General features: G+C 59.3%; 25 protein-coding genes. 12 read left to right on the top strand and 13 right to left on the bottom strand.

What is annotated here, in order from left to right; translation table 11 throughout:
• The first annotated feature begins 67 nt into the window (after positions 1-67).
• A complete protein-coding gene (locus ABIB06_RS19245; protein ID WP_247444805.1) occupies positions 68-1069 on the top strand; it encodes a SphA family protein in 1002 nt (333 codons plus the stop codon).
• A 291-nt stretch (positions 1070-1360) separates the two neighbouring features.
• Here the strand turns inward: ABIB06_RS19245 and ABIB06_RS19240 are convergent, their stop codons facing one another.
• Together ABIB06_RS19240 and ABIB06_RS19235 are read right to left on the bottom strand one after the other, a co-directional pair.
• Positions 1361-2374 (bottom strand): HAD family hydrolase, encoded by a 1014-nt coding sequence (locus ABIB06_RS19240; RefSeq protein ID WP_247352214.1) that lies wholly within the window; start codon positions 2372-2374, stop codon positions 1361-1363.
• A gap of 284 nt (positions 2375-2658) precedes the next feature.
• Complete coding sequence (locus ABIB06_RS19235; protein WP_354069187.1) at positions 2659-3690, bottom strand: AraC family transcriptional regulator; 1032 nt, start codon at positions 3688-3690, stop codon at positions 2659-2661.
• A gap of 196 nt (positions 3691-3886) precedes the next feature.
• Between ABIB06_RS19235 and ABIB06_RS19230 the strand changes: the two genes are divergently transcribed.
• The 6 genes from ABIB06_RS19230 (at position 3887) to ABIB06_RS19205 (ending at position 8104) form a co-directional block, all read left to right on the top strand.
• Positions 3887-4060 carry a hypothetical protein gene (locus ABIB06_RS19230; RefSeq protein ID WP_247352216.1) on the top strand — a complete coding sequence of 58 codons (174 nt, stop codon included), beginning with the start codon at positions 3887-3889 and terminating at the stop codon, positions 4058-4060.
• Positions 4061-4829: 769 nt separating this feature from the next.
• Positions 4830-5177, top strand: a complete 348-nt coding sequence (locus tag ABIB06_RS19225) for an HdeA/HdeB family chaperone (RefSeq protein WP_354050008.1) — start codon at positions 4830-4832, stop codon at positions 5175-5177.
• Between the two features lie 224 nt (positions 5178-5401).
• Positions 5402-6091: a hypothetical protein gene (locus ABIB06_RS19220; protein WP_502916557.1), complete on the top strand. Its 690-nt coding sequence runs from the start codon at positions 5402-5404 to the stop codon at positions 6089-6091.
• Between the two features lie 186 nt (positions 6092-6277).
• Positions 6278-7000: an outer membrane protein gene (locus ABIB06_RS19215; protein ID WP_354050004.1), complete on the top strand. Its 723-nt coding sequence runs from the start codon at positions 6278-6280 to the stop codon at positions 6998-7000.
• A gap of 59 nt (positions 7001-7059) precedes the next feature.
• Positions 7060-7545 carry a DUF992 domain-containing protein gene (locus ABIB06_RS19210; RefSeq protein ID WP_247352221.1) on the top strand — a complete coding sequence of 162 codons (486 nt, stop codon included), beginning with the start codon at positions 7060-7062 and terminating at the stop codon, positions 7543-7545.
• 94 nt (positions 7546-7639) lie between these two features.
• Positions 7640-8104 (top strand): cysteine rich repeat-containing protein, encoded by a 465-nt coding sequence (locus ABIB06_RS19205; protein ID WP_247352222.1) that lies wholly within the window; start codon positions 7640-7642, stop codon positions 8102-8104.
• Positions 8105-8679: 575 nt separating this feature from the next.
• Here ABIB06_RS19205 and ABIB06_RS19200 read toward each other — a convergent pair.
• A complete protein-coding gene (locus tag ABIB06_RS19200; protein WP_354050002.1) occupies positions 8680-9087 on the bottom strand; it encodes a hypothetical protein in 408 nt (135 codons plus the stop codon).
• 351 nt (positions 9088-9438) lie between these two features.
• On the opposite strand from ABIB06_RS19200, the gene ABIB06_RS19195 reads away from it, so the two are divergent.
• Positions 9439-10239, top strand: coding sequence for an LssY C-terminal domain-containing protein (locus ABIB06_RS19195; RefSeq protein ID WP_354050001.1), 801 nt, complete (start codon positions 9439-9441; stop codon positions 10237-10239).
• Between the two features lie 201 nt (positions 10240-10440).
• Here ABIB06_RS19195 and ABIB06_RS19190 read toward each other — a convergent pair whose 3' ends face one another.
• The 6 genes from ABIB06_RS19190 to ABIB06_RS19165 all read right to left on the bottom strand — a co-directional run bounded on the left by ABIB06_RS19190 (position 10441) and on the right by ABIB06_RS19165 (position 15743).
• Positions 10441-11343 carry a GNAT family N-acetyltransferase gene (locus ABIB06_RS19190; protein ID WP_354049999.1) on the bottom strand — a complete coding sequence of 301 codons (903 nt, stop codon included), beginning with the start codon at positions 11341-11343 and terminating at the stop codon, positions 10441-10443.
• A gap of 214 nt (positions 11344-11557) precedes the next feature.
• On the bottom strand, positions 11558-11716 hold the full coding sequence (locus ABIB06_RS19185) for a hypothetical protein (RefSeq protein ID WP_247352226.1): 159 nt from the start codon (positions 11714-11716) through the stop codon (positions 11558-11560).
• 173 nt (positions 11717-11889) lie between these two features.
• On the bottom strand, positions 11890-12459 hold the full coding sequence (locus tag ABIB06_RS19180) for a NuoB/complex I 20 kDa subunit family protein (RefSeq protein ID WP_456649770.1): 570 nt from the start codon (positions 12457-12459) through the stop codon (positions 11890-11892).
• Positions 12460-12523: 64 nt separating this feature from the next.
• Positions 12524-12688, bottom strand: a complete 165-nt coding sequence (locus tag ABIB06_RS19175) for a peptide ABC transporter permease (protein WP_354049996.1) — start codon at positions 12686-12688, stop codon at positions 12524-12526.
• Between the two features lie 171 nt (positions 12689-12859).
• Positions 12860-13747 carry a hypothetical protein gene (locus tag ABIB06_RS19170; protein WP_354049994.1) on the bottom strand — a complete coding sequence of 296 codons (888 nt, stop codon included), beginning with the start codon at positions 13745-13747 and terminating at the stop codon, positions 12860-12862.
• 4 nt (positions 13748-13751) lie between these two features.
• Positions 13752-15743, bottom strand: coding sequence for a protein-L-isoaspartate(D-aspartate) O-methyltransferase (locus tag ABIB06_RS19165; protein WP_354050167.1), 1992 nt, complete (start codon positions 15741-15743; stop codon positions 13752-13754).
• Positions 15744-16115: 372 nt separating this feature from the next.
• Here ABIB06_RS19165 and ABIB06_RS19160 point away from each other — a divergent pair, with 372 nt between their 5' ends.
• Both ABIB06_RS19160 and ABIB06_RS19155 read left to right on the top strand, forming a co-directional pair.
• Positions 16116-16442 (top strand): hypothetical protein, encoded by a 327-nt coding sequence (locus tag ABIB06_RS19160; protein ID WP_354069193.1) that lies wholly within the window; start codon positions 16116-16118, stop codon positions 16440-16442.
• A 317-nt stretch (positions 16443-16759) separates the two neighbouring features.
• Positions 16760-17266: an Hsp20/alpha crystallin family protein gene (locus tag ABIB06_RS19155; RefSeq protein ID WP_354049990.1), complete on the top strand. Its 507-nt coding sequence runs from the start codon at positions 16760-16762 to the stop codon at positions 17264-17266.
• A 103-nt stretch (positions 17267-17369) separates the two neighbouring features.
• Here the strand turns inward: ABIB06_RS19155 and ABIB06_RS19150 are convergent, their stop codons facing one another.
• Positions 17370-17507 (bottom strand): hypothetical protein, encoded by a 138-nt coding sequence (locus ABIB06_RS19150; protein ID WP_354049988.1) that lies wholly within the window; start codon positions 17505-17507, stop codon positions 17370-17372.
• A 168-nt stretch (positions 17508-17675) separates the two neighbouring features.
• Here ABIB06_RS19150 and ABIB06_RS19145 point away from each other — a divergent pair, with 168 nt between their 5' ends.
• Positions 17676-18860, top strand: coding sequence for an integrase core domain-containing protein (locus tag ABIB06_RS19145; RefSeq protein WP_354049986.1), 1185 nt, complete (start codon positions 17676-17678; stop codon positions 18858-18860).
• A 1400-nt stretch (positions 18861-20260) separates the two neighbouring features.
• Here the strand turns inward: ABIB06_RS19145 and ABIB06_RS19140 are convergent.
• The 3 genes from ABIB06_RS19140 to ABIB06_RS19130 form a co-directional block, all read right to left on the bottom strand.
• Entirely contained in the window at positions 20261-20647 is a 387-nt protein-coding gene (locus ABIB06_RS19140) for a response regulator transcription factor (protein WP_354050165.1), read from the bottom strand.
• 85 nt (positions 20648-20732) lie between these two features.
• The gene (locus tag ABIB06_RS19135; protein WP_247444720.1) at positions 20733-21404 is read right to left on the bottom strand and encodes a response regulator transcription factor; all 672 of its coding nucleotides are present in this window, start codon (positions 21402-21404) and stop codon (positions 20733-20735) included.
• Positions 21401-23836, bottom strand: a complete 2436-nt coding sequence (locus ABIB06_RS19130) for a PAS domain S-box protein (protein WP_354049985.1) — start codon at positions 23834-23836, stop codon at positions 21401-21403. The genes ABIB06_RS19135 and ABIB06_RS19130 overlap by 4 nt, the downstream gene beginning before the upstream one ends.
• 695 nt (positions 23837-24531) lie before the next feature.
• Here ABIB06_RS19130 and ABIB06_RS19125 point away from each other — a divergent pair.
• Positions 24532-24930 carry a hypothetical protein gene (locus tag ABIB06_RS19125; RefSeq protein WP_247444718.1) on the top strand — a complete coding sequence of 133 codons (399 nt, stop codon included), beginning with the start codon at positions 24532-24534 and terminating at the stop codon, positions 24928-24930.
• Positions 24931-25754: the final 824 nt, after the last annotated feature.

Raw genomic sequence — 25754 nt, 5'->3', positions numbered from 1 at the left:
GAGCGGGCAGATGCGGCGTGATGGTTCGATCAGGGACTTCGGGCTCGGCGCGGGTACGATCTGTGCGATGCTGATCCTCACCACCCAAGTGTCCCGCGGCGACGAAAGCGGCATTTCGTTCTGGCTACCCGGCCAGATCAGCAGTCTGCCGGCGGTCCCGCAGAGCGCGCCGGGCTGGTCGATGGGGACCGTCTATTATCACACGAGTGTTGCAGCTTCCGGTTCAGTCGCTGCGGCAAGAGAGATTCAGATCGGGAGGCTCGCGCCGAACGTCAATGTCAGCCTCAACGCGAGCCTGCATGCGCAAGCCGATCTTTTGCTATTAAACCCGACCTACACCTTCGGCACACCCGTCCTTGGTGGCCAATTGGCAATGGGAGTAACGGGCATATTCGGCCGGTCGGCTGCGACCATTGATGGAACGCTGACAACCAGCGTGGGAGGATTTGCGGCAACGCGAATGGGGAGCATCGGTGACTCGATTACGTCCGTCGGCGATCTCTACCCGATGATCACGCTGAAATGGAACTCGGGCGTTAACAATTATATGACGTACATAACCGGCGATATTCCGGTCGGCGCTTACGATCCAAGTCGCATCGCGAACATCGGGATCGGTCACGGCGCCATCGATGCTGGCGGCGGCTACACGTACTTGAACCCGGCTACGGGTGTGACGCTTTCAGGCGTTGCGGGATTCACTTACAATTTCAAGAACCCCGACACGCAGGTTCAAAGCGGAATCGATTTCCATTTCGACTGGAGCACAGCGCAATTTCTTTCGAAACAGGCTTTCGTGGGCCTGGTCGGCTACGCTTATCAGCAAGTCTCAGATGATACCGGCGGACATCCACTGCTTGGCGGCTTCAGATCTCGCGTTCTTGGTATGGGGCCCCAGTTCGGATACATTTTCCCCGTCGGCGACATGCAGGGATATCTGAACATAAAGGCATACGGAGAATTTGATGCGGCGAACCGGCCGTCTGGTTGGAATACGTGGCTGACGTTTGCAATTTCCCCAACGGCGGCAACGGACGCGAAGCCGACTCGGCATCTCGTGACGAAGTAGTGATCGGGACTTCGTGACGGCTTCGCTTCTGCACGCGTCCCTCAACTCGCCATCAGGCAGTTAGGTGAGTTCTGCTGTTGAGCTTTGACGAAACGTTTGCCAGCCCGTTGATCGCTTTAAGGCTCAACACGTGATTGCCTCGCTCGTTTGTATCTTGCGCAAGCCTCGCAAGGTGGCTTCGCTGCCGACGTGCGTCAACTCCGCAGGTTTCGATCGAGAACAACTTCTTCCCAACGGATCGAATTGAACCGAGGCTTTGATGCACAGTCGGCTGAAGGCAACCGCGGGAACTCAGCGCGCATCGAAGGAAAAGATCACTTTCCAATCTTTCTTCATGTCGATCACAGTCCACCGGTTTGCAGCAGCCGCGTCCAACGCCACGTCGAGCCGTCCAAAATGTGACTGTCGATCATAGGCGTACTCGCGCGCTGCGTCAGTGTGATGAACTATAGCCCCAAGACGCAAGCCATCGCCGCCGATGGTGGTCCATTGAAGCATTTGCAGATCGCCGTCTGAGTTTCCGAATGCAGCAATGGGACGACGGCCAACAAACTCGTAGATTCCAACGGGCTTGCCCGCCTTGTCGTCGATGAAGTTCACCTCCGGCAAACGGAATAGCGTAGGAATGCCATCGCGCATTTCAAATTTGGTCTTGATAGATGACCCTACCACTTGTTCCGGAGGAACCCCGTACACTTTGTCCGTCCATGGACGCATAAACTCGACGCCGCCGCCGGACACTATATAGGTCTTGAAGCCGTTCGCCCGAAGATAGGAAATCAACTCAAGCATCGGCTGATAGACCAGTTCAGTGTAAGGCCGCCGGAATCGCGGATCGCGCGCCGTGGCGAGCCAGTCCACCACAATCTTGGAGAATTCGTCAGTCGTCATGCCGGCGTGGGTCAGCAGGATTAGATCCAGCAGGCTGCGCTCGCTGAAGCCGGTCAGAGCTTGCATATCCCCTGCAAGTACCGACTGGAAAGGCTCTGTATACTGCCATTCCGGATGCAAGGGCGCCAGAGCCCTTACCCGATCGAGCGCGAATGCCAGTTGAACATACATCGGCTGCTCAACCCAAAGCGTGCCATCGTTGTCGAAGGTCGCAACACGTGCGGCGGCCGGCACGAATTCCGAGCCGCCTAGTGTAGTGACTCGACGCACAAAATCCACGATAGCCTGTTTCGTCGGCGTGTCGTTCCATGATGGGAGGGGATCGCTTTGGGCAAACGTGGGCACCAGGCAGATCAGGTTCAGCAACAGACCCAATGTGGCGCCGGCAATCGCGCTCAAAAATTTGCGCCTCATAGCTCACACTCCAAGTGCCGACAAATTATCGGGACTCCCGACTTGGTGGAGTTTGAATGAGCCGGATGTTCACCGTCTATGCAATTTCGGCAGACCTTCTGCATAAGCACGCCTGAGCTACCAGCGACGGAGCGGCCTCTCGACAATGCACGAACAGTGGCGAACGTCGCGCAACGAGGCGGGTTAGCGTCACCTCGGATCGGGCCGGAACCTGTCGCCAAGAACTTGCGCCGGTCACGCGATGGAACGTGACGTTCGTCGGCGAGCCGGGCTTTATCTGAAACTCAAGATACGAGCTGTGAAGGACGATCTATATTTCTCGATCGGAAGTCCTCACGGCGCCGTAGGGTGGCGAGCGGCGGTTCGCCAAACAAGTTGCGATAGGCAACTGAAAAGCGGCCCAGCTCCCAGAAGCCATGCGTGGTGGCGATCTGGGTGACCGTTGCACAGTCGGGTGCTGCTTGTCCCAAGGCGCGGTGAACAAGATGCATCCTCCGCAAAGTGAGGTAGCGAATCGGGCCCATACCCAGATGCTCCTCGCAGACAACTCGCAGCGTTCGTTCCGCGACCCCGATCGCGGAGCATATTTCATCCAGGTACAAAGGAGTATTTGGGTTCGCATCTATAAAGTCTTCGAAGCGCGCGACGATAGTCCCGTGTCGCAGCCCGCCATCTTTCGATGCCGAGACGTTGCAGTCAGCCACACATCGCAGCAGAGCGTAGACCAATTGGTGCTCGATTGCGCGGATTACCTCCGGAACCTCCAGAAGCTCGGGGGCGGTTTTGGCAAAGGCTCCGGCGATCGCATGCAGGTCCAGAAATCGTTTCATCAGGTCCGGGGCAGGCCTCAGGAAACGCGTGCGCTGCTGTGGATCGAACTCGAAACCCATCATCGAACTGCACGCTTCAGCAAGCTCCTTCACTGCAAGCGACACTCCGCCGAGGCGATATTTTCCCGTCGTCACCACATGCTGCATGTCATGATCGTGCGCGCACAGATCACCCAGGGAGAATAACCGGCCTCGATTGTACACCTCTGGCTGATCTTCAGTGAGGAAAGTAAATACCTTGCGAGTTGCCGTGACCCTGCCTCTGTGTATACGCGGCAAAGTTTCCTCGAATCGCTGCATCCACAGCCGATCCAATGTCACTTGCGTTAGCTGGGATCTGAATTCGCCCTTCGCCGTCGGGAATATCTCTATGTCGGCCGAACGGATGCTCGCTGCGTACTGAGCCGGGTCAACGAAATTGAGGACTTTAGTCCGATTCACTTTGAGCTCCACCAAATACGCCGGTACACGCTCAGCGAGCAACACTATCTGTTTCTAATTCAGCATGTCAGGAAAATCTATGCAGTATCGGCAAAAATCATTTTCCGTCGATATGCTGAAATCGCATAGGCGGCCCGAAGCAAAGATGACAACTTCTCAAAGCGCGCACAAAAAATTTTCCGGAACCGCCCGGTCTGAATTGATTTGAGATCATATCAAATGCGACCGGCGAAGAGGCCAGATGCGCGAAGAGCGATTGACCGCGGCTGAGTGCGAGGAAATCGAGGCGGCGATGCGCGACGATGCTGCATTCCTGCCACCGGGATCAATTGCACGAGAGAAACTGTTGCAGCTGGCGGAAGCGTACCGGGTTCTCGCCGGTCTCAAAAGAATAGTACGTCGTCAAGTAAATTGATAGTTTCCCATGTACCTACCGCATCGCACCATTAAAACGGTTGCCGCGGCGCAGGACTTCTCCTGCTGTTGCGCGTCAGGGAATGCGAATGGCGACCTGGTCGTTCCTCTGTGGACTCTTCTCCCGAAGCAACAGCGGCGATGGGCTTGGTCATAGGCACTCGAGCTGGTTCGATGACCTGAGTTTTTCCGGAATTGCATAGCCGGCCTGAGCGCTGATTTTTATGCTGACCAGCCAGGGGCTCCCACGAACCCACCTGGGAGAACACTCGTGCAAACGTCAATCTTGCATCGCCCGGGCCGCGAGAGCCGATCGTTTCATCTCCCGACAGGCTTTCCACGGTTAGAGGAATGCTCATGATCACTGCTCGCTTGCTCCCCATCATTCTCGTCCTTGTACATGCGCTGCCGTCCGTTGCTATCGCCAAAGAGGCGCACGACCGCGCCGTGTCAGTTCGCGATACTCGGCCCGCTCCGCGCCTGAGAACGAGCACCGTCGCTCGACAGGATTTGTTTGATCGCCGTAACCCAAATAACGCTCGTGCAGACTGGCCCAGTCCGCCTGCTCAACCCGGACAGTTCTGAGGGTAGCAGATCTCATCTAGCTGACGCCGGTACGCCAAAGGGTGATGCCAAGTTCTGGTCCAGTCTTCTTTGATTGGCCGCTAGGGCCGAGGCCCATCGGCCGAAAGTGCATAGCAAACGGCTCTTGTTTGTTGTGATCTCGAACGCAGAACCCGATCGCTTCATCATTTCTCAGAGAGTTCCAGATGCGCAAAATAGTTCTTTTCGCGACAACGATCCTTTTAGCTACGAGCTCGCATTCTCGGGCCCAAACAGACCTCACCGCCTACGCCGATGCCAACGGATACATCGACGTCCAAACATTGACCTGCGCCGCGCTCGCGGGCACCTGGCAGGGGGACGCCGATCGGCTCACGACCTGGTATAGCGGCTGGTACAACGCCCTCGCCAAGAAGCATTACTTCAATATAGCGAGATCGAAAGAGCTCGAGCATGAGGTGATCGTCTACTGCAAAGCAAATCCTCAAATACGCATCATTGAGGCCATTGACGTCATGCTCAAGCAAGAGAGGCTCTCGGCCGGTTTCAAATGACATTGCTCTTGACCGCAACTTTTTAGATCGCTGAGGTGGAGCACGCGGTCTTTGCGAAACGGCCTTCATCCCGGTTTCGGCATCAGGATTGGTCGGCAGAGAAAATAGATCTCGATCGCCGGAATTGCATAGTCAAACCTATAATGCTCTTCCATGGTTGCCCGGAGAGCGCGACGCCTTCCGCAAATTCTGGAAGCAAGAACGTCGACGAAAGAGGGGGCGATATGACGAGCAAGACGAAGGCTGCCGCGCTTGCGGGATTTTTGGGCGTTTCAATCGCGTTCGCAGGCATCGCCGGCGCGTTTGGGCAGGCTGCTCCGACGTCGTCCTCGATAAAAACGATTGGCACCCCTACCGCGGCTGTCAAACCGGAAATCGTCCCGTCTTTGTTCGTGATGAACTCCCGCGGAGCGACACTGCAGGGAGATAACCTCGTTCTGACTGGCGTCACGCCGAGCTCGATCATCTTCGCAGATCGCCCAATACGAGCTGCCGGTCACCAGGCCACCGCCGACGTGATCGCAGAATGGGGCTCAGGAGAGGACAGCTTCGCCAAGAACCCACCCAATGCGACAGTGTCCGTTTTAGCGAAGGACGGCTCAGTGAAGGATGCGGTGGTGGTGCTGAAGAACCCGAAGCTCGAGGGTGACAAGCTGACTTTCACCGTGCAGACCCTGGAAGGTGATCTCGCCGGCGCCGATGGAGCGGCAGCGGTCTTCATCGATATTATCGGGCGGCCGCTGACGCCGCTATCGTTTGCCGGAGTTGCTCGCCGTTCCGCATTCCGCGGCGCAATGTACGCGGGCGCCGTAGGGGCCGCCGCATATGGGGCGGCCGCTTATGCCGCGCCCTACTATCGTCCCTATCCGCCGCCTCCGGCATGCGGCTACTATCCCTACCCGCCTTGCTACTGAAGACCGCAGCTCCGCAACAGACAATCGTTGCCTTCGACGCTCGGTGCCCTTTGCCGCATGCGCTCGATCGCGGCATCCGATCGGCGCCCCGAATGCTCCTCCAAAATTCCGTCCGAAAACTTGGCGGCAAACTTGGCGGCAAACTTGGCGGCAAACTTGGCGGCTTCGACTCATAAGGACCAGCTCATGTGGCGTTTGGCACGTATCGCTCTCCTCGCCACCACGACCGGCGCTGTTAGCGCGTCGGCATCTGCTGCCGACCTCCCGGGCCGAGTGGAGTCCCTCGCGCCGGTCGCCTATGCGCCTGCGTTTTCATGGACCGGCTTCTACGTTGGTGGCGAACTGGGGTGGATACAAACAAACCCCCAATACACGACCGGCGCGCTACTGCTCGGGGCTCCGTTCCTGCTCACATCCGGATCGCGTAAGGATGGCCTGACATATGGAATGCTCACTGGCTATAATTACCAGGTGGGTCAGTTGGTGTTGGGCGTCGAAGGTGATTTTCAGGGATGGACGGTCGGCGCTATACGCTACACCGCAATCACCGGCGATTTCCTTACGGCGCATAGCAAATGGGGCGGCTCGATACGCGGGCGGCTCGGCTACGCTGCCGATCGCGCCCTGCTCTATGTGACGGGTGGAGCGGGGTTCGCATCCATCGAGACCTCGATTCCCTTTACCGGTATTTCAGTCGGCGGCGACGGCACGCGCGTGGGCTGGACGGTCGGGGCCGGGCTGGACTACGCCGTCACAAACAACTGGTTCACAGGGCTCGAATATCGCTACTCACAGTATCAATCCAGATCCTTGGTGTATCCAATACCGGTTCTTAATCTTGGCATCATCGGGTTCAAGCAAGAGCTGAACAACAACCAGGTCACGGCTCGCCTGGGCTATAAGTTCTGAATCGTTTTCGACCCTGGCTAAGCCCACATCGAGTAATTGCAGCAACGCGGGATTTCGTCATGCTCAAACATCTAGGCACGCTGTTGCTCGTGGGGCTCGCCACGCTGTTCGTATCACCTGCGGTTGCCCAACAGCCGCCTCCCGGAGTTAGCGTCGGTACCCTGACGTGCAAAATGGCGCCTTCCATCGGCTTGCTCTTTGGATCCCGCCAGCGGATGGCATGCCGCTTCGCACCCAACGGCCCCTATCCGCCAGAAGCATATCTTGGCGTAATGGGCACTATTGGTATCGATATCGGGATCACGGCAGGCGGGGCGATGGCATGGGGCGTCTTTGCACCAACGGCAGGTCCACGACGCGGATCGCTATCCGGCACCTATGTGGGTGCGAGTGGCGCCGTCGGCGTTGGCGTCGGCGTCGGCGCCAATCTGCTGTTCGGTGGAACGGGACGTTCGATCGCCTTGCAGCCGCTCTCCCTCGAGGGCTCGGTCGGGATCAATTTGTCTCTTGGAGTTTCAAGCCTCACGCTTTCCTTGGCGCAATGAATTACAGCCAAAGAGCATCCCTCAGCGTTCATCACGAGCCTGCAGCCAGTTCAACGATCGCGCGGTTCGGAGCCAGTCATCAGAGGACGTATCGATGAGAATGACAGTCAGATCAATTATCATCCTTGGGGCTTTCCCGTGGCTCGCCATTTCGTCGATTGGCACGGCTTCCGCGCAGGCAGACGTCGGAAAGGCGCTTTTGGAAAAGCTGACCGCCAGGGTGGCAAAGCTTGAGAGCGCCTGCGCAAGCGATATCAAGAAATACTGCAAAACGGTGACGCCTGGTGAAGGGCGCATGATTTATTGCATGCAAGCCCATGAAGACAAGATTAGCCCCAAATGCGCGTTCGAACTCGGGGAAGCCACGACAAGCGTGCAAACGACGGCAGACGTTCTGAAAGACACTGTGATTGCATGCAAGGCCGAGATAAGCGGACCGTGCGGAAAAATATTGCCCGGCCAAGGTCGAATGGCTGCTTGCCTGCTGTCGAATAAATCGACAGCGTCTGCAGGTTGCGTAGAAGCCATTCAGAAGATCGAGTCCATGGCCGCTCAATAGCACTGCAAGCGCGTAGCATCTGTCAGGGATGGCCGTCTCTCCTCCCGTGTACTACGCGGCATGGTCGATCGGGCCTGAAAGGCGCGTCACTGCCTCGCGGAGAAGCGGCCACGAACAAGGGACGGGGGCCACTCTTGCTCTCTTGAATACAAGATTCTTCGTTGACGCCAACACATCAATTCAATTCGCCCGGAAGCAGCTTTTTGAAGTTCGCCAGGGCTTGATAACTGTCTTCGCGGCGAGTCTTGCACGCTTGCAGCACCGGACGATTTTGACGCGGCGTGCAAAGTTATCGCAGGTGATGAATCTTCGGGATTGGAGTTAAAGTACTTAGTCCGTCCAAGCCCGGCGCTTATGTCACGGTTGCAACAACAGCATGAACTGATTGGCAAGATGGCCGTCGCGGACACCGCTCGTTCTGCAATCCCACGTTTCCGATCATCGGTCTGAGCGGGTAGAATTCTCGGCCCGGCAAATTGATGGGCTGCGACTGAGATCGTTGGGGGAAATTCCCACCCCTCAGTTCCGCCGCAAGCCTTGAGGATGAATTCCGAGCGAGGAGACTGGCAACAGCATCACATCGGGCAACGCGAATAGCTCAAAGTTAAGTCCGGCATTCCCGGGAAAATTCTTACGATAGTGTTGTCGTCGACGACTTTCGCGCTGAATTGAACATTCGATGCCATGATGTCATCCGCACATCTGGCGATGATATGAAGAACATTGCCATCTTCTTTCCGCCTGCTGACGGTACAGGTCTGCATTTGACCCCGAATCTTGTCTCCCTCCAGGATGAACCCACCGCCGTACTGGTCCGAATCCTGCCGAAAGGAAATCGCACCGTCCTTCTTCATGAAAACTTGGCCGCAAGACGAGGGAGAAGTGGCCCACGAGCCGGTGATTTCGAGCGCGTTCGCCGGAATGGCTAGGGCAGACCAAGCAACAGCAAGCGTCGCAACGAGGAGACATGCTCTGCGCTTCATATGATTCTCCACGTTGCTAAGTGTCCCCCAAATCCGGCGGCGGATCACCATTCAGGAGAGACTACGGGAGATCGCTGGTTTCCGGCTATGCAGTTTCGGCAGGAAGAGAGGGTTCAGTCGACCGGGCAATTATCGCGGCGGTTTCCGCGCGCTGGCCGTAGAGACCTTGAATTCGGGCCATCGAGAGTATGGAAGGCGAAGCGGGACGGCCGATTTCGCATAGTCGTCACGGTGCGTAGTTCCTAAGATCGAGGCTGTTTGCGTAAGCCAAGCTGGGGCGGCATGGTCGCCAGGTGGCATCAGAGCGCTGTCGGAGTTCGGACGTTGGACAAGCTACGGAGGCGCTGGGGGATGTCGTTCGGGAGAGGGCAATGGTGGCTTGCCGTTTTGGGTGTCGGTGCACTCGGCTATCTGCTGGTGGCGTACGTCTTGGCTCCTTCCTTCTGGAAGCATCATGAACACGAACCCGGGCTGGCCGATTTACCCGAGGTGACCCGCACAGCAGACGGCATTCCCGGCGATGCACTGAATGTCGGGTTGGTCGGCGACGCCCAGGATATTGCCCGCGCGATGCATGCCGCGGAATGGTTTCCCGCAGACCCTATCACTCTGCGCACAAGCATTGAGATCGTGGGTAGCGTCATTCTCGACCGGCCATACCGCGACGCGCCGGTCAGCCCACTGTTCTACGACGGAAAACGAGAGCAGCTCGCTTTCGAGAAACCGGTGGGAAGCAGCGCGGACCGTCGTCATCACGTTCGACTGTGGAAAGTTCTCGAGAAAGGGACCAGCGGGCGACCGGTCTGGCTTGGCGCGATCACCTTTGATCGGGGAGTTGGAGTGAGCCGCGACACCGGTCAAATCACCCATCACATCGGGCCGGATATTGACGCTGAGCGAGACCTTCTGATGCACGACTTGCGAGCCGCCGACATGGTTGAGGCGTTTTTTAAGGTTTCCGGAGTTGGACCGACACTATTTGCGCGGAATGGCGAGGGAGATCCTTATTACACCGACGGGGAAATCGACGTGGCGCGCCTTGTCGTCGACGGTCACAAGAGCACGCAACCACCAGGAGCCTTGCCAGCGCCGGCTTTGATAGCCCTAAAGGACAGGGTCTGGCATGCTGTGAGTGCCAGCGTCGCCAAATAAAAGCGGACGCCCCGTCCTGTGCTCGATGTCGATGCTCTCGGGCCTTGCAGATAAAGAAGAGCCTCAAGACCGTCATGCGCGAACACAAGGCTCACCGCTCCGTCGCGAATTGCTTGCGGAATCTCGGCAGGACCAACGCCTCGAGCTCTGGCTCCTGGCACCCGCTGACCAAGCCTGGATGGTGAAGAAAGCTTCGTCGTTTCACATAAATCCTGGGTTCCGAGGCAGGTACTGGGCCCAACTGCCGAAATCGCGTGAGGACATCAGCAACATCGGAAACTTGATCCGCATGCCGTGCTCGAACGCCGTCGTCAGGGCAGCTTCGCTCGCACCCGGAAGAAATGCCGATACTTGCGGTGCGCCACTCTCGACGGCCAGGCGCAGCGCCGTCCTGAAGGCGGTGGCTGCGGCGCCGGACTGCAGGACCGCGACCGGTCCGATATGGCCGCCGGCATCGACGTAAACGTAGCCGGCCCAATCATCTCCGTCGTACAGGCTGAAGCCTCGCATCCGGCTGTCGTTGATAAGATAGCGATGGTGCTTCTGGCGAGATACTCCAAGCACCCGCTCGTCCGCCTGCACGAGGCGAGCTAGGGTCGAGGCGTCTTGGTCGAGCGGAGCGCATTTGAACTGCGGCCCATTCATGCGATCGATCAAACGCTCTCGGGGCACGCTGACGCTGTAGATCGGAAACCGTGGAAACAGTCCGTGACGGATGTAGAGCCCCTGCGACACGGCATTGAAGGCAAAAGTGATCAGAACCCTGTTGGAAGCGCCGGACTTCTTGGCGTGATCCAGCGTCCGTGCGATCAGCTCGTTGCCGATACTCCCACCCTGGCGGTCAGGCGATACGAAAAGCTGCGCCAGAAACCAGATATCGCCGCAGACCCAGCTCCAAGCAAAGCCGAGGATCCGGCCCTCGTCTTCCGCGACCCAGAGACCGTCGGGATCGTCCCTCAGGGAGAACAACTGAAAATTCGGAGGACTCGCTGCGGCCATGGACCCAAATCCATGGCGGGCCGTGAGATCGTTGATGCTGGCGACGACAAGCGCATCGGCGAGCTCCAGGTCCTCCGCGCGGGCGGGTCGGCAAACCATTGTCATCGAACGACTCCACGATCACGCGAACGCCCGAAAGGTCTGAATACCTATGCCGCCGGATCAGTCTCCACAGCGTTAGGGACGCAGAAAGCCTCACCCGAGGGCTTTCCGCCACGCAAGACCGGACCGCCGGAGGCCAGTGGGCGGACGCCGCCACAAGCGACCTCGCCGGCAGAAGGCACAGAGGCATCCGGCCCCTGGAGTCGGAGCGCTCAGCTCAGAACCATTCGCCCGGGGTGTATTTGTCGACGATCAGAACAGAGAGGGACAGCAGCAGGCCCAGGCCACTAAACAGCGCCACCGAAAGCGCGGTATCGATGTCGGCGATCGATTTCGCGGACACGCGGGGCAGCAGCCATGCAATTGCAGCGTTCATGTCACTCTCCGGTGAAGACGGCCAAGACCCGACGCCCACCATAACAGCAGGCGTTCGTTTCAGGATGACTTCGTGGGATTAACGAAACGGCTTCTCGATGCAGCGAAAACGCCTGTCGATCCGTTCCCCGACCACCGCTGCGAAAAGATGGTTGCGCGGTGTCGGCAAGCTTGTCAGCGCTCGATCGTACCGGTTCGCAGTATCTTCTTTTGCAGGAGCATAACTCCGTACAGCAGCGCCTCGGCGGTAGGTGGACAGCCCGGGACATAGATGTCGACCGGGACGATCCGATCGCAGCCGCGCACCACCGAATACGAGTAGTGGTAATAGCCGCCCCCATTGGCGCACGATCCCATCGAGATCACATAGCGCGGCTCCGGCATCTGATCGTACACCTTGCGCAATGCTGGCGCCATTTTGTTGCACAATGTGCCGGCAACAATCATCACGTCGGACTGGCGCGGCGAGGCACGCGGGGCAAAGCCGAAGCGTTCGGCGTCGTAGCGTGGCATCGCCATCTGCATCATTTCGATCGCGCAGCAGGCGAGACCGAAGGTCATCCACATCAGCGAGCCGCTACGTGCCCAGGTAATCAGATTGTCTGCGGACGTGACCAGAAACCCCCGGTCCGACAGTTCGTGGTTCACTTCACGAAAGAAATGATCGTCCGCGCCTTGCGTGCCGGCATAGCGATGGACGGTCCCGACCGGCGCGGTCGTCGTGGCTGAATGCCCGCTTTGCATTATGAGTTGACTGTTGCCCATGCAAATCTCCTGCTGGCCCAGCATTGGCGGCGCACCGCCTGGCTCAATGAGCAAATCGCTCGAAGCCGAGAAGCAGGGCCAACACTGCAGCTCCCGCCAAGCCTGCGATAAAGATCGCGCGGCGCAGGGGAGTGCGGAGTATGATCTCGCCGCCCCTGGCCTTCTCGGCCGGATAGGGCGCCGTCTGGCGTTCGTTCCTTTCTGTCATCGCTGGATCGGCTCGGTTTCCATGCATCCGATTGGTTTTCGACAAATGCACGCCGCTCTCGCGCTCTGTGGGGCCAAATCAAAGCAAGGCGAAACGTTCCAGGCCGGCCGGCTCAAATGTCGCGGGCCGGCAACCTGTTCCTCTTGATGCCGCGCGAGACTGCGCGGGCGCTTAGATGAACGCCCCTGGATAATGGGACGTGCATGCCATAACCCAAGTGATCGCCTCGCGATCATATTCATCGCCTGATCGCCAGCTTTCAAAAAATGTGTTTAGGCGCTCGACGCGCTCGGGCCAGACATGCGTCGCTTGCAGACCCAGGGAAACGCCGAAATTGGTGAAGGCGAACTTTGTGTCGCGCAGCGACGGCGCCCGACTGAAATAGCCCGGAGGATCAATCCACATCGTGTCGAGCGACCGCAGTGCGCGTTGCGCTTGCGCGATGGCCCATGACTCTTCAGGAAAGAAGTGAGCGAGCCACAGCATCATACCGAGCCCCAGGTCCTGGTCGATTTCGAGCCCGCGATAGGTCTGCTCGATCATGACGCTCATTTCCGCGATCTCGGACCTGAGTACATCGCTGTCGAGCAGCCGGTAACTGATATAGCCGTCATATGCATCCATGGCGCCCAGATCATAGCCGGGATAGGGACCGCTCAAATCTTCTTTCATTTTCCAGACCACACCGCGGTCGGGGATGACGAATGCCCGATGGATGTCGCGCGCCAACGCAATGCCGCGTTCGCGGTATTCAGGCTTCACATCGCCCAGCCGTGCCAGCGCAAAAAGCCACATCGCGAGGTAGTGAAAGTACTGTCCGTCGCGGTCGGCGGCCTCGCCGATGCGCAGCCCACGCGAACGGCCGAGTACGCGCTCCACATCGCTCACCAGCCGTTCGGCTTCGTCCAGCCAGCGGCGCTCGCCCAGTTCGCGGTAAAGCGAGACATACAGCACTACCCCAAAGGCATCAGTCCAGAGATAACGCAGGCCGTTCGGCCAGATCCGCTCGGCCCGCATCCAATCGAGCTTTTCCAGCACATAGCCGATGTCCCGCAGCATCGGGCTACAAGCCGAATGGATAAGTGTCGGGCACGCCGGCCTTGGCGTGCTCCGGTCCTAGCGGCGTAACCGCCGAGGTCTCATCGAACCAGACGAAGGCGTCGAATTGCTGCGGTAGCGAGGCATTGGCGTAGTGGCTCATTAGTTCGGTATCCGGCCTGTAGATGACGCCGATGAACCGCTCCAGCCGCGGCTCCAGAAGACGGCGCCGGACTGCCTGATCGCGGCCAAGATCGAGTAGGCAGCGTGGAACATTGGCATCGTGGCAGGCGCGCTCGTAGCTGTCGCGATGCGACGGTCGCACGCGCTTGATTTCCATATCGCCGCCCCAGTCAGAAGCCGCTGCCACGGTGCCCGTGTGCGTGCCGAAGCCGATCAGTGCAGCCTCCCCGCCAAATCGCTCTCGGCAGAGCTGGCCAATGTTCAGTTCATCGCGGACGGCGCCCATTTCGGTGTGACGGGCATCGCAGATGTGAGAGTTATGTGCCCAGACCACGGCCTTGGATTGTGGCCCGTGCGCGTCAAGCAGATGTCCAAGCGTCTCGAACATGTGCGTGTCGCGCAAGTTCCAGGATTCAGCGCCACCATAATACATGATCCGATAGTAGCGCTCGGCGGAAGCGATCAGACGTGCGTTCTGCGCGGCATCCAGAAAGTCTTCACCGTTCTCAGCAATGTATTCGATCCGCCGTTGCAGCAGCTCCCGACATTGATCGACCACCGCCTTTTCGCACTTGCGGTAGCCTGCTGTGAGCACCGCTCGGCCGTAAGTGGAGGGTTCTTTCTGCCAGGGCGTGAGGCAAGCATAGCGCTCACGGGCCACGGCCGCAGCTTCAGGATCGACTTTGTCGAGATATTCGAGAATGGCGGCGATGGAACCGCTCATGTTGTAGAGGTCGAGACCAAAAAAGCCGGCGCGCTGCTCCGGCTTGAGATTGTCATTGTGCTCCCTCATCCAACCGAGGAACGCATCCACATCGGTGTTGCGCCACATCCAGGTCGGAAAGCGCTGAAATGGCGGCTCCTCTCCAAGACGTGCTCGCCGATGGCGTACATAGCGGTCGGCGGCGGCCGCATCGGGCCAATCCGCTTCGACGGCAACGATCGTGAAACCATGCTCCTCGACCAGACGCATGGTGATGGCCGCCCGCGCGCGATAGAACTCGGATGTTCCGTGGCTCGCCTCCCCCAGCAAAACGACGCGGCGATCGGCGAAGCGATCGAAAAATTGTCCGAAAGCGGGGTCGTCGAGCTTGGGCAGCGGTTCGGCCAGGCCGGCGATCATTTCAGACAAAGTTTGTCCACGTGATTGGTCCTGCGCGCCGCTCGTGGCCGCGCTTCGACCATCCTCCGCCCAGCCCTGTTCGCCGATCAATGGCACGAACGCGACGGCGCCAAGATTCTCTTCTTCGAATTCAGACCCGCTCTTCCGGGTGAGCTTTATCAGAGTCTGATAGCGCTCTTCCTCGCCTACCGGAATCACCAGACGGCCACCGATTGCGAGCTGCTCCTTCAGCGCCGAAGGCACCTCGGGTCCGCCAGCCGCGACCACGATTGCATCGAACGGCGCGGCCTCGGGCCAACCGCGCGTGCCATCGCCGACGCGCAGTTCGACATTGTCATAACCGAGCTTCTTCAACCGTTGCTGGGCGGATTTGCCTAACGAAGGGTGGCGCTCAATGGCGCAGACCCGGTTGGCAATCTGACTCAGGACAGCTGCCGCGTAGCCGGAGCCAGCGCCTACTTCGAGAACGCTGTCGCCGGGCTTTACCTCGGCCGCCTCGATCATCAGCGCGACGATGTAAGGTTGCGAGACGGTCTGACCTTCGCAGATCGGCAGTGGGCAGTCTTCGTAGGCGAATTCTTCGAAACCGGGTTCGACGAAAACCTCGCGTGGCACACGCCGCAGCGCCTCCAAGACGTGGGTATCCCGCACCCCGCGTCTGGCAATCTGAATATCAACCATCTGGTCTCGGGCGCGCGCGAGATCAAGCATTGGCTTTACCTCGTCATCCGGCATGGGTGTGCTCTCCACCCGGACGAAATTCTGCGCAGAGCATCGCCGGCGTCCTTGCGGTCGCGGCTGAGTGCAGCGACAATTTCGTCGAGCCAAATATTGGTCGTCTGCAGTGTCTGTGGACGACATCAAGGCCAGTTGCGCTCATCGCAGCCTCGATCTTTAGCGTCGGTCAAACTCCGTCATGACGGAACGCGTCCTTCAAAACTTCGTTCCAGAGCCTCGATCTATTGGCGGATCCCGGTGCGACGCGGAAAACGACTTATCCAAAAAACTGGTGTGAACCGGAACTACCACGCCGGCTAGAGGGTTCGTTTTGAAGGTCGCAACAAGCAGCAAAGGAGTTGCAGAATGGCAAGAGTGAGCAAGCTCTCAATTGCCGGCTTGGCGATGGTCGGCTTGTTTGGCCTCGGCGCCACCAGCGCGTCCGCGCAGGCCATCTATGTGGATCCTTATATCCAGCCCTATCCTGTCGTCGTAGCCCCCGGCAGCGCTTACGTCGCACCGGCGCCGATCGTGCGCGAGCGCACCGTCGTGGTGGGCCGCCCTGGGTACACGCGGCTTCCAGCATATTCGTATCGCGCGCCGATAGTGCCGTACGGCTATGCAGGCTACCACCCGGGATACAGCTACGCGGGATATGACTACGCGACGGATGTGATCGCCTCCGATTGGTGAACCGGATCCGCGGCTGCATACAGCATGGCCCCGCCGAGGCGGGGCCATTTCACCAGGCGGTTTCTTTGCTCGCTGCTGCAGATGCACGAGCGCACCTTCTCCCGAAACAAGACGCTGACGATTCGTTGCCGACGTTTCAGCGGTACGGCGCGATCGGATTGCTATCATCTGGCTTGGCCAAGAGCGTGCAGGTTCCGAGCCAAGCCAAAAATGTGGCAGAGGCTTGAAGCGCTAAATCGCGAGGCTACTTTTTGGATCAGCAAATCAACTTCCGCGTTGGTATGCGGAGGAAGTAGCGTGGTTGAGGGAGGATCATCATGTCCATCAAGGATCTCGTTCCATGGAATAATAGGAGTCGCGAGGTTGGTCTCCCGCGCGGTACGGACGTGCATCCATTCTATACGTTGCAGCGCGAAATCAATCATATGTTCGACGATGCGTTTCGCGGGTTCGATCTAGCGCCGTTCGGACTAACCTCCTGGTCAGCGGATGGGCCGGGTTGGCCTCAGATCGACATTGACGAAACGGACAAAGAGCTGCGTATCACTGCTGAACTGCCTGGTCTCGAGGAGAAGGACGTCAGTCTGCAAATTGCAAATGGCGTTCTCTCGATCTCCGGTGAGAAGAAATCGGAGCAGGTAGATAAGGATCGGCGTTTCAGTGAACGGTACTACCGCCGCTTCGAGCGGCGCATTCCGCTACAGGACGTCAATGAGGATGAAGTCTCAGCCGCGTTCAAGAATGGCGTACTGACAATTACGGCGCCAAAATCCGCGGAAGCGAAGCGCAACGTTCGCCGCATCGCTATAAATCGCAACGGCTGACGTACTCGTTCGCCTGCGAGAGTCTCGCCGAGTTGGGGGCTCGGCGTGACGATGGGAATTTGCGCCGGCCGCGGGTGACGAGCCATTAGTATCGCGCCTGACTTTATCGCTGAAAGAAGCCGGGCAGGTCGGAGAAGAAGCGGTCAAGATGTGGATCGTAGGGCGCGCCGTCGCGCACGATGTTCGGCGCCTTGGCTTGCCGGCTCCAGCCCCTCGATGCTCGCGCCGCGTCGTCAACCATGCGCGGTGCTCCAAGCCTGGGACGCGCGAGGTTATCTTTCCCTGGGTTGCGTCTCGGTTGCTGTAGATTCAAGGAAAACGACAGCAATGAGCGGCCCGAGACATAGGTGACATTTCGTACCGGACACATGGGTTACACTTTTCGCTTTTTTGCAAGCGGGAGGTGTGGATGCCGTGGAAAGCGAGTTCGGTCATGGAAGAACGCCTGCGCTTTGTCGCCCGCCTGTTGGACGGGGAGGCCATGACGGACGTGTGCCGGGATTTCGGCGTCTCGCGCAAGACCGGCTACAAGATGTTCGATCGCTACAAGGAGCACGGTCTTGAGGCCCTGAGCGATCGCTCGCGGCGGCCGGTGCGCTACGCCAACCAGCTGCCGGAGCAGCTCGAGAGCCTGATTGTCCGGCTCAAGGGCGAGAAGCCGCACTGGGGCGCGCGCAAGATCCGGGAACTGCTGGTCCGACGGCTGGACGGCGATATCCGGGTTCCGGCCAAAAGTACCATCCATGCGGTGCTCGACCGCCATGACCTGGTCAAGCGCGCCGGCGGGCCGCGCCATCGCGCGCGCGGCACGCCGCTCTCCGCGGGCACGGGACCCAACGAGCTGTGGTGCGCCGACTTCAAGGGCGAGTTCAAGCTCGGCAATGGGCGGTACTGCTATCCGCTGACCGTCACCGATCATGCCTCGCGCTTCCTGCTGTTGTGCGAAGCACTCGATTCCACGCGTGAAGAGCCTGCCATTACCGCCTTTGAACGGCTGTTCCGCGAGCGCGGCTTGCCGCTCGCCATCCGCTCCGACAACGGCGTGCCCTTTGCCAGTCCCAATGCCCTGTTCAATCTCTCAAAGCTCGCGGTCTGGTGGCTGAGGCTCGGCATCGTCATCGAACGCATCAAGCCCGGCCATCCACAGCAGAACGGCCGCCACGAGCGCATGCACCTCACCCTCAAGAAGGAGACGACCCGTCCGCCGGGCGCCAACAGCCTGCAGCAGCAGGAACGCTTCGACGCCTTCGTCCGCGAGTTCAATACCGAACGGCCGCATGAGGCGCTGCAGATGAAATGCCCCGCCGAACTCTATCGCGCCTCACCACGCCGTTACGATGGCTTGCCCGAGTTGATCTATCCGTTCCACGATCGCGAGGTGCTGGTCACCGCCTGCGGGCGCCTTTGCCTGCATCGCAAGCGAATCAACATCTCGACCGTGCTGGCCGGCCAGAAACTCGGCATCAAGGAGGTCGACGACGGCATTTGGCTCGCCAGCTTCATGCACTATGATTTGGGATACTTCGACCTGGAGCAGAAAACCCGGCAACCCCTCGACAACCCGTTCGGCACGAGGTTGTCACCCATGTCTTAGGTACGACCTGTTACCGATGTCTCCGGGCTGGACACACAAGGCCGTTGGTAGCGGGAGACCGCTACATGGCTAAACCCACTATTGTGGAGGCGCTGTTCTCTTACAGGAGGGCAGCTTAACTCCCGACGTCGCGCCTTCATAGCCCGCCAGGAGCCGCCGTTCTTACGCGGTCCTCGCACGCCCGTGCGTCGACATAAAATTTACGATTTGGACGGAGCCGCTGATTAAGAGGCGTGTGATTTCGCAGCAAGATCAATCGTCATTCCGACAAACGTTTCGTCCCACCTGCATTGAACCCGCAATAGGTTTTCTCGTCTCGTACACCGAGGGCAATAACCTCGCGATCCACCTGGCCTGCGCAGGTTCAATTCCCGGAGACGCAAACACCGATACCAACACGCTTCAAGTCCCGATCTGAGCGAGGCACCTCCCTACGCTACGTCCCGAACGTAAGTAGCGATCAAAAGATCAACGAAAGCGGTGAGCTTTGCGCGGGATTGACCACCTTTATCGCCGTTTGTTCACGGGGTTTCGGTGGTCAATCGGTGGTCGAGTGCATCGACTAACTGTCGGAGCCCGCCTGAGGAAGCGGCAGAGACCATAGCGGATCCGCCGCACCCACCATTCGTTGCCAAAGGACGGCGGAGCTGGATTTCAGGAAGCTCATCTGCTCGAGGTGCCCAGGGGCGGATCTGGACATCAATCCATCAAACTACAGCCGAGCCACTCCTGCCCACTCGTCACGCCGCACCGCCGGGCGGCACAACGTCGCTACCCAATACGGGTTCTGTCTGCAGGAAGGCGGTACAGGCCAAACGGACGAACGGCGGGTGGCCCCGTCTTGGCGAAGGCGAACTTTCTGCGCGCCTCGACTTCTTTAGAGATGCGCGGTCCAGGCGCCCCATCTCGTGAACGAACTTAGAGCGTTCGCCCAATTGAATGAGCTCCTTGGGACCAGCGATCGAGCGCGTGCCATTGAGGTATCCAGAGGTGTGCGCATTGGCAATGTCCAAAAACTAGTCGAGAATTTGAATGAAGACGGATCACGATCATCAGTCTCTGCGGCATCAGAAGGCGCGCGAGGTCGGGCGTACCATGGCGCGATCTGCTGGAGAGCTTTGGGCCTTACTCCTCTTTCGAGCCCACCGAACAATGCAACAACGACCACTCCGAATGATCGAGAACGTACCGCGCTGAATCCAACGCCGCTATGCGCCCGAGAGCAAACGTCAATCGCCACAACAGCTACGTCCGTTAACCCCGGCAGAAGCTCCACTTATCCAAGCGGAGATTCTGTTCAGACAAAACGGGACCAGCTCTGAGAGCGGTTTTTGCTATGTTCATGCCTCGATAATTTGGAGCTTCTCAACCACTCTCGCCCGAGTGCTGGCGGCCCACTATTACGTGGCGACACCGGACCCGGACAGAGCGGTCTCCAGACAGTGAATCAGAGCCGGCGTCGAAAACGGCTTCGCGAGAAAGCAGATGGCGCCGGCCTTCAGCGCGCGCTCGCGCACCGCGGCGTCGTCTGGAAAGGCCGTCACGAAAATGAAAGGCGTGTGGTGGCCCAGGCCGCGAATATGCACCAACAGATCGACACCACTGATGGCCGACATCTGCACATCCGCGATGACGCAGGACGTCGTCTTCAGTTCTGCCGACTGGAGAAATTCGCGAGCGGAGCCAAAGATGGAGACCGCGTATCCCCGCGACGTCAGGAGATTATTCGTCGCAAGGCGGACTGATGGATCGTCGTCAATGACGGAAATGACCGAGGGGGTTGACAAGATGATCGCTCCTGATCGGGGGCTGCCGATCATGGTGCAGCGCCCACCGGAAACTGGGCCCTCGTAGCAAGCTTGAAAAGCATACTTAGGTTTGCACGTTTCCCCCTGGGCGTGGGATTCCGAGCGCCTCGGTCATTCTGACGAGATCGGCCAATGACTTGGCGCCCATTTTCCGCATGATCTGTCCGCGATAGATCTTGACGGTAATCTCTGCCAATCCAAGCTCGGCGGCGACTTGCTTGTTCATCAGGCCGGACGCAACCAGGGCGAGGATGTCGCGCTGGCGCGCGGTCAGACCCTCGAAACGGGACCGCACTCCTGCGACCGACTTCTCGGCATTGCGCCGCCTGCGATCTCGATCAATGGCAGCCTGAACCGCATCCAGCATGTCCTGGTCGCGCACCGGCTTGGTCAGAAAATCGATGGCGCCACTCTTCATGGCCCTGACGGTCATGGGAATATCGCCATGGCCCGTGATGAAGATAATGGGCGTGCGAATGTTGGCCTTCGCGAGGTCCGTCTGGAGGTCGAAGCCGCTCGAGCCCGGCAGCCGGATGTCGAGCACAAGGCAACTGGGGACCGCCGGCGGCTTGGCTTCCATGACCTCCGCCGCTGAGCCGAAGGCCTCGACCCTGAGGCCGACCGATTGAAAAAGATTGGTGAGCGCACGCCGCATCGACGGATCGTCATCGACGATCAGGACGATCGGATCGTCGGCACTCGCCTGTGCCTGCATCGGCTTGGCGTGGTCCGTCACGACGTGTCCTTGTGTGGGAAGGGCAGGGCAATCTGGAACGTTGCGCCGCTCCCCTCATTGGGAAGGGCCGAAAGCCGGCCGGCGTGAGCCTCGATGATCGATCGGCAGATCGATAGTCCCATGCCCAGGCCGCTCGACTTTGTGGTGAAGAACGGTGTGAAGATGCGGTCTGTCACGTCGCAGCCAAGGCCGACACCGCGATCTCTCACGGTGAGGAGCAGGTGGCGGTCGCCGTCCTCGCCAGCCTGACTGGAGCGGATCGCCAGCTCGCGCGGACGGTCAACATTGGCTTGCATGGCTTCGATCCCGTTCACGACAAGGTTGATCAGCACCTGCTGGAGTTGGATCCGATCGCCGCAGATCTTGGGCAGGCCGGACGACAACTCCATTCGCACCGACACGGCATTTGTAGCGAGCTCGCGCCGAACGAAGGCTATCACCTCCCTGACAACCTGATTGATGTCGAGCGCAACCATCTCGATTTCGGTCTTCTTCGCGAGCGCCCGAATCCGGCGGATCACCTCGCTAGCCCGATTTGCGTCTTCGACAATCCATTCCACGGAACGTCGCGCAGCGTCCAGATTGGCCGGGTCGCGACCGAGCCAGCTGATACAGGCGTCCGCATTGGAGATCACGGCGGCAAGAGGCTGGTTGATTTCGTGGGCTATCGAGGCGGTGAGTTCGCCGAGCGTCGTGACGCGCGTGACATGGGCGAGCTCGGCTTGCGCTTTGCGTAGCGCTTCTTCAGCCTGCTCGGCGCGGATAGCCGCCGTCACATCGCTGCTGATGCCCCGATATCCGAGAAAATGGCCGTCCGCATCATGTAAGGGCTTGCCGCTGGTGCGCACGTAAATTGGAGATCCATTGCGATCCCTGCCACGGTAAACCAGATCGCGGAACGGGAGGTGGGCGTCGAGCGTCGCGCGATGCTGCTCCCACTTTCCCGGCTCAAGCTCAGCGTCGGGCGGAATGTCCCAACGGCTCAGGCCAATCAAGCCCGTCGGCGTAGCACTGGCCGTATCGGCGTGTTCCGATATCTGCGTGATACGGTGATCCGACCCGGTCTCCCAAAACCAGTCAGATGCCGTTTCAGCATAGTCCCGGAACCGCTGCTCGGATGTCTTGAGTTCATCAAATGCCCTTTGCAGCGCTTCTTTTGCAGCGATCTGCTCGGTGACATCCACGTGGGTACCGATGATCTCCATCACTTCGCCGTCGCTGTTGACGATGGGATGTCCCTCGGTATGGACTCGTCGTATCGAGCCGTCCGGGCGCGCAATGCGAAAGTCAACTTCAAAGGGTTCCTTTCGCCGGACGGCCCGACGTTCCACCTCGACGATCCGTTGGAAATCCTCAGGGAGGATGCGTTGCTGGAAAGCCCGCGCCGGTACTTCGATCTGGCCTGGGTCAAATCCGAACAGGCGGTAGAGTTCAGCCGATCGGTAGGCAAACTCCTGACGACGCACATCCCAGGCCCAGCTGCTTGTATGGCTGAGCCGCTGTGCCTCGGCCAAATAGGCCTCGCTGCGGCGCAGCCTCTGTTCCGTCTCTTTTGCAACCGTGACATCGGTGACAGCCCCGACAAATTCGATGAGCCCGGATCCATGTCTGACCGCGCGGGCTACGGAATGGAGATATTTGACTGATCCGTCAGGCATCAGCAGGCGATATTCATGGTCGAAATCCGCTGCTCGGCGGGCGGCTCGATCGAGGGTCTTGCTGACCGCAGCGCGATCTTCCGGATGGATGCGCTGGACAACAAAATCCAAGGTCGGCTTCACCGCCAGGTCGCATTGGAAGATGCGAAAGGTTTCCATTGACCAGACGATCGCGCCTGTTACGATGTTGAGGCCGAAGCTGCCGGTTCGGCTCAGTTCCTGGGCTTGGGCGAGGTAGGCCTCGCTCTGGCGTAGCGCATCCTCCGCCTCCTTGCGCTGGGTAATGTTTTCGCAGGCGACCAGCACGATCGGCGTGCCGTCGCCGCGCAGCATCGCCTTGGCGTTTTCACGGACCCAAAGGACCGATCCGTCCTTCCGGAACTTGCGAATCTCCCAAGTATGCGACTGGTGCAGGGTTTCCAGGGACAATGCTACACATCGGCGAACAAAGTCGTGGTCCTCCTCGAAGAAGACGTTGAGCACGGACTGGCCAATCAGCTCGGCCGCGGTGTAGCCCAGCTGTGCGGCGCCGAATGTATTGACGTTGAGCACCGTTCCGGCCCGATCGACCATGAAGTACATGACCGGATTGTGCTCGAACACCTCGCGCCACTGCTTCACGGCGTCGCGTAGATCGAGGATGTCTTGCCGCGAGTCATCTCCGACAGCGGGCCTGTCCTTCTCGCCGTTGCCGAAAGATCGAAGTGCCGCGAGGCCGCCGAGCAGCAATTGTGCGGCCGAATTCCCGAATTTCGCGATTTGGCCAGGCATCATCGCAGGCGTCCCGGCTCGCTGGGGCCGCAGCAAGTAGAGCACTTTGCAGCAAGGGGAGCAATTCCCTCCGACCAAGTTAGAACTCCGCGCCGAAATTCGCGGTGACCGTGCAGCCTGCCGGCCTTGCGCCGTCTCGTTGCGAAGGTGCGGCGGGGTCCGAAACTACGGGACAAACTTACGTATAGCTCGCGCATCCCAAGTCATAGCGCACATTTACCTCCGTACAGTTGAGCGGTCCGTTGCGGGCGGATTAGTCTCATAACCAATCGAGGGGACGCGATGTGCAAGGCACAAGCCGGCAATTAGCTCGATGTGCTGCTACAGCTCTGCGACCGTTGCCCGACTTGCCGCATGAATGGCTGATCACGATTAATAGGCTGCATTTCACGAACGGAGCGTGGATGGCTCTGCGTCAGCGTACGAGCGAATCCACGGCCATGAAGCCGGGAGAGTATGATGTGCGATACGCCTGAACACTCCGAGCGCGGTCCTGCTGTAAAAGGTTGCGCTGTCTGTAGCGGCAAGTTTGGCCTGATCCGATATTATTCCTGGCGAACGCCACTGTGCTCCAGAAAATGTCTCGACCGCTTCAGGGCGCGTCGCGAACGCGACCGCCGATGGTTGTTCCGATTTCAGGCGGCATGAGGATTTGTCCTTCGATCCGCTCCATCCGCCAATTCTGAACAGGAGGCTGCGTGCTGAACCGTGCTTGCAAGCTCCTCTTGATGATCGCGCTGCCGCTTCCGTTGATAACGGGAGTGGAGGCCGACGAGGTTGGACCGGATAGTGCACATCGTCATCATCCGCTCCAGGATCAGCTCCTGCACGAGAAGTTCTATTCCAGCTGGCGTATGCCCGACAATCCGGTGCTCAGCTGCTGCAACAATGCGGATTGCTATCCGACCGAGGTACGATACGTCGACGGCAGGGTCTACGCGCGACGCCGGGAAGACGGGAAATACATCCTGATCCCGTCCCAGAAGGTCGAGCGAAACAGAGACAATCCCGACGGCCGCAACCATTTCTGCGCGCCGCCGCCGTCCGCCTCTCCGGTCGACACGGCCTACTGCTTCGCGCTGGGAGGTGCCACGTGAGATTCATATTGGTGAACGACAGAACCCCTTTCCGCACGACGTTCTGTCTATGGTGCTGCGAGCAGATCAGCACTGGTTATCTGCGCGACGCCAGGACGCAACTGCCTTACTGCGACTATGAGTGCTACGCGCTTCATGGCGAAGCTGCGCCGTTGATCGAGGGGCGTACGCGAGCGGCGTCTTGAGCGGACACGTGCTCGAGACGATCGGCGATGCGCCTGTCGGCAGGAGAGGACACGACCTTGAGATTCATGCTCATCAATCATGGACGACCCAGCTACGGCGCCACCTGCAGCGCGTGCGCCCAGCCATTGGGCGCGAGTTACGTCCGGCATTTGTCTACGCGACGGCGTTATTGCGATACGGATTGCTACCGTCGCTATCAACAGTCGGCCATGGGAATGCTCTGGCCTTACCACAGTTCGCTCGAGACGATCACGGTGTTGGCGGCCACTTCGAGCTGGAGCTGGCTGATGCAGATGAGCGCGCTCTCGCGCTCGCTGACGGACGCGTTTCTGCGCGCGCACGAACCTTCTGACCACGGAAGGAGGTGACGGCTAGCCGATGAGGGCCGCGCAGAGTGGTCGGCCGCAGTCACTGCATCCAGCTTCGCGCCGCGTCCAGCCCCGGCGTTGCGAAGCTACGGCGCGGAGGCTGCGGCCGCTGCCGGCGTGTGCGGACGGTATCGCGCAACTTATCTCTGAAGTGCGGGTCTCCTAAATTTGCCAGAGAGTATACCTTCCCAGAACCACGTGCGGCTGATCATTGCTGTTGCGACACCAGGACATCTTCGCTCCGCACGGGAGGATTACAAGCCGGTCGTC

Origin of the sequence: Bradyrhizobium sp. LB8.2, from assembly GCF_040548035.1 — a bacterium.
GTDB lineage: Bacteria > Pseudomonadota > Alphaproteobacteria > Rhizobiales > Xanthobacteraceae > Bradyrhizobium.
This window is presented reverse-complemented; position numbering and strand designations above follow the sequence as displayed.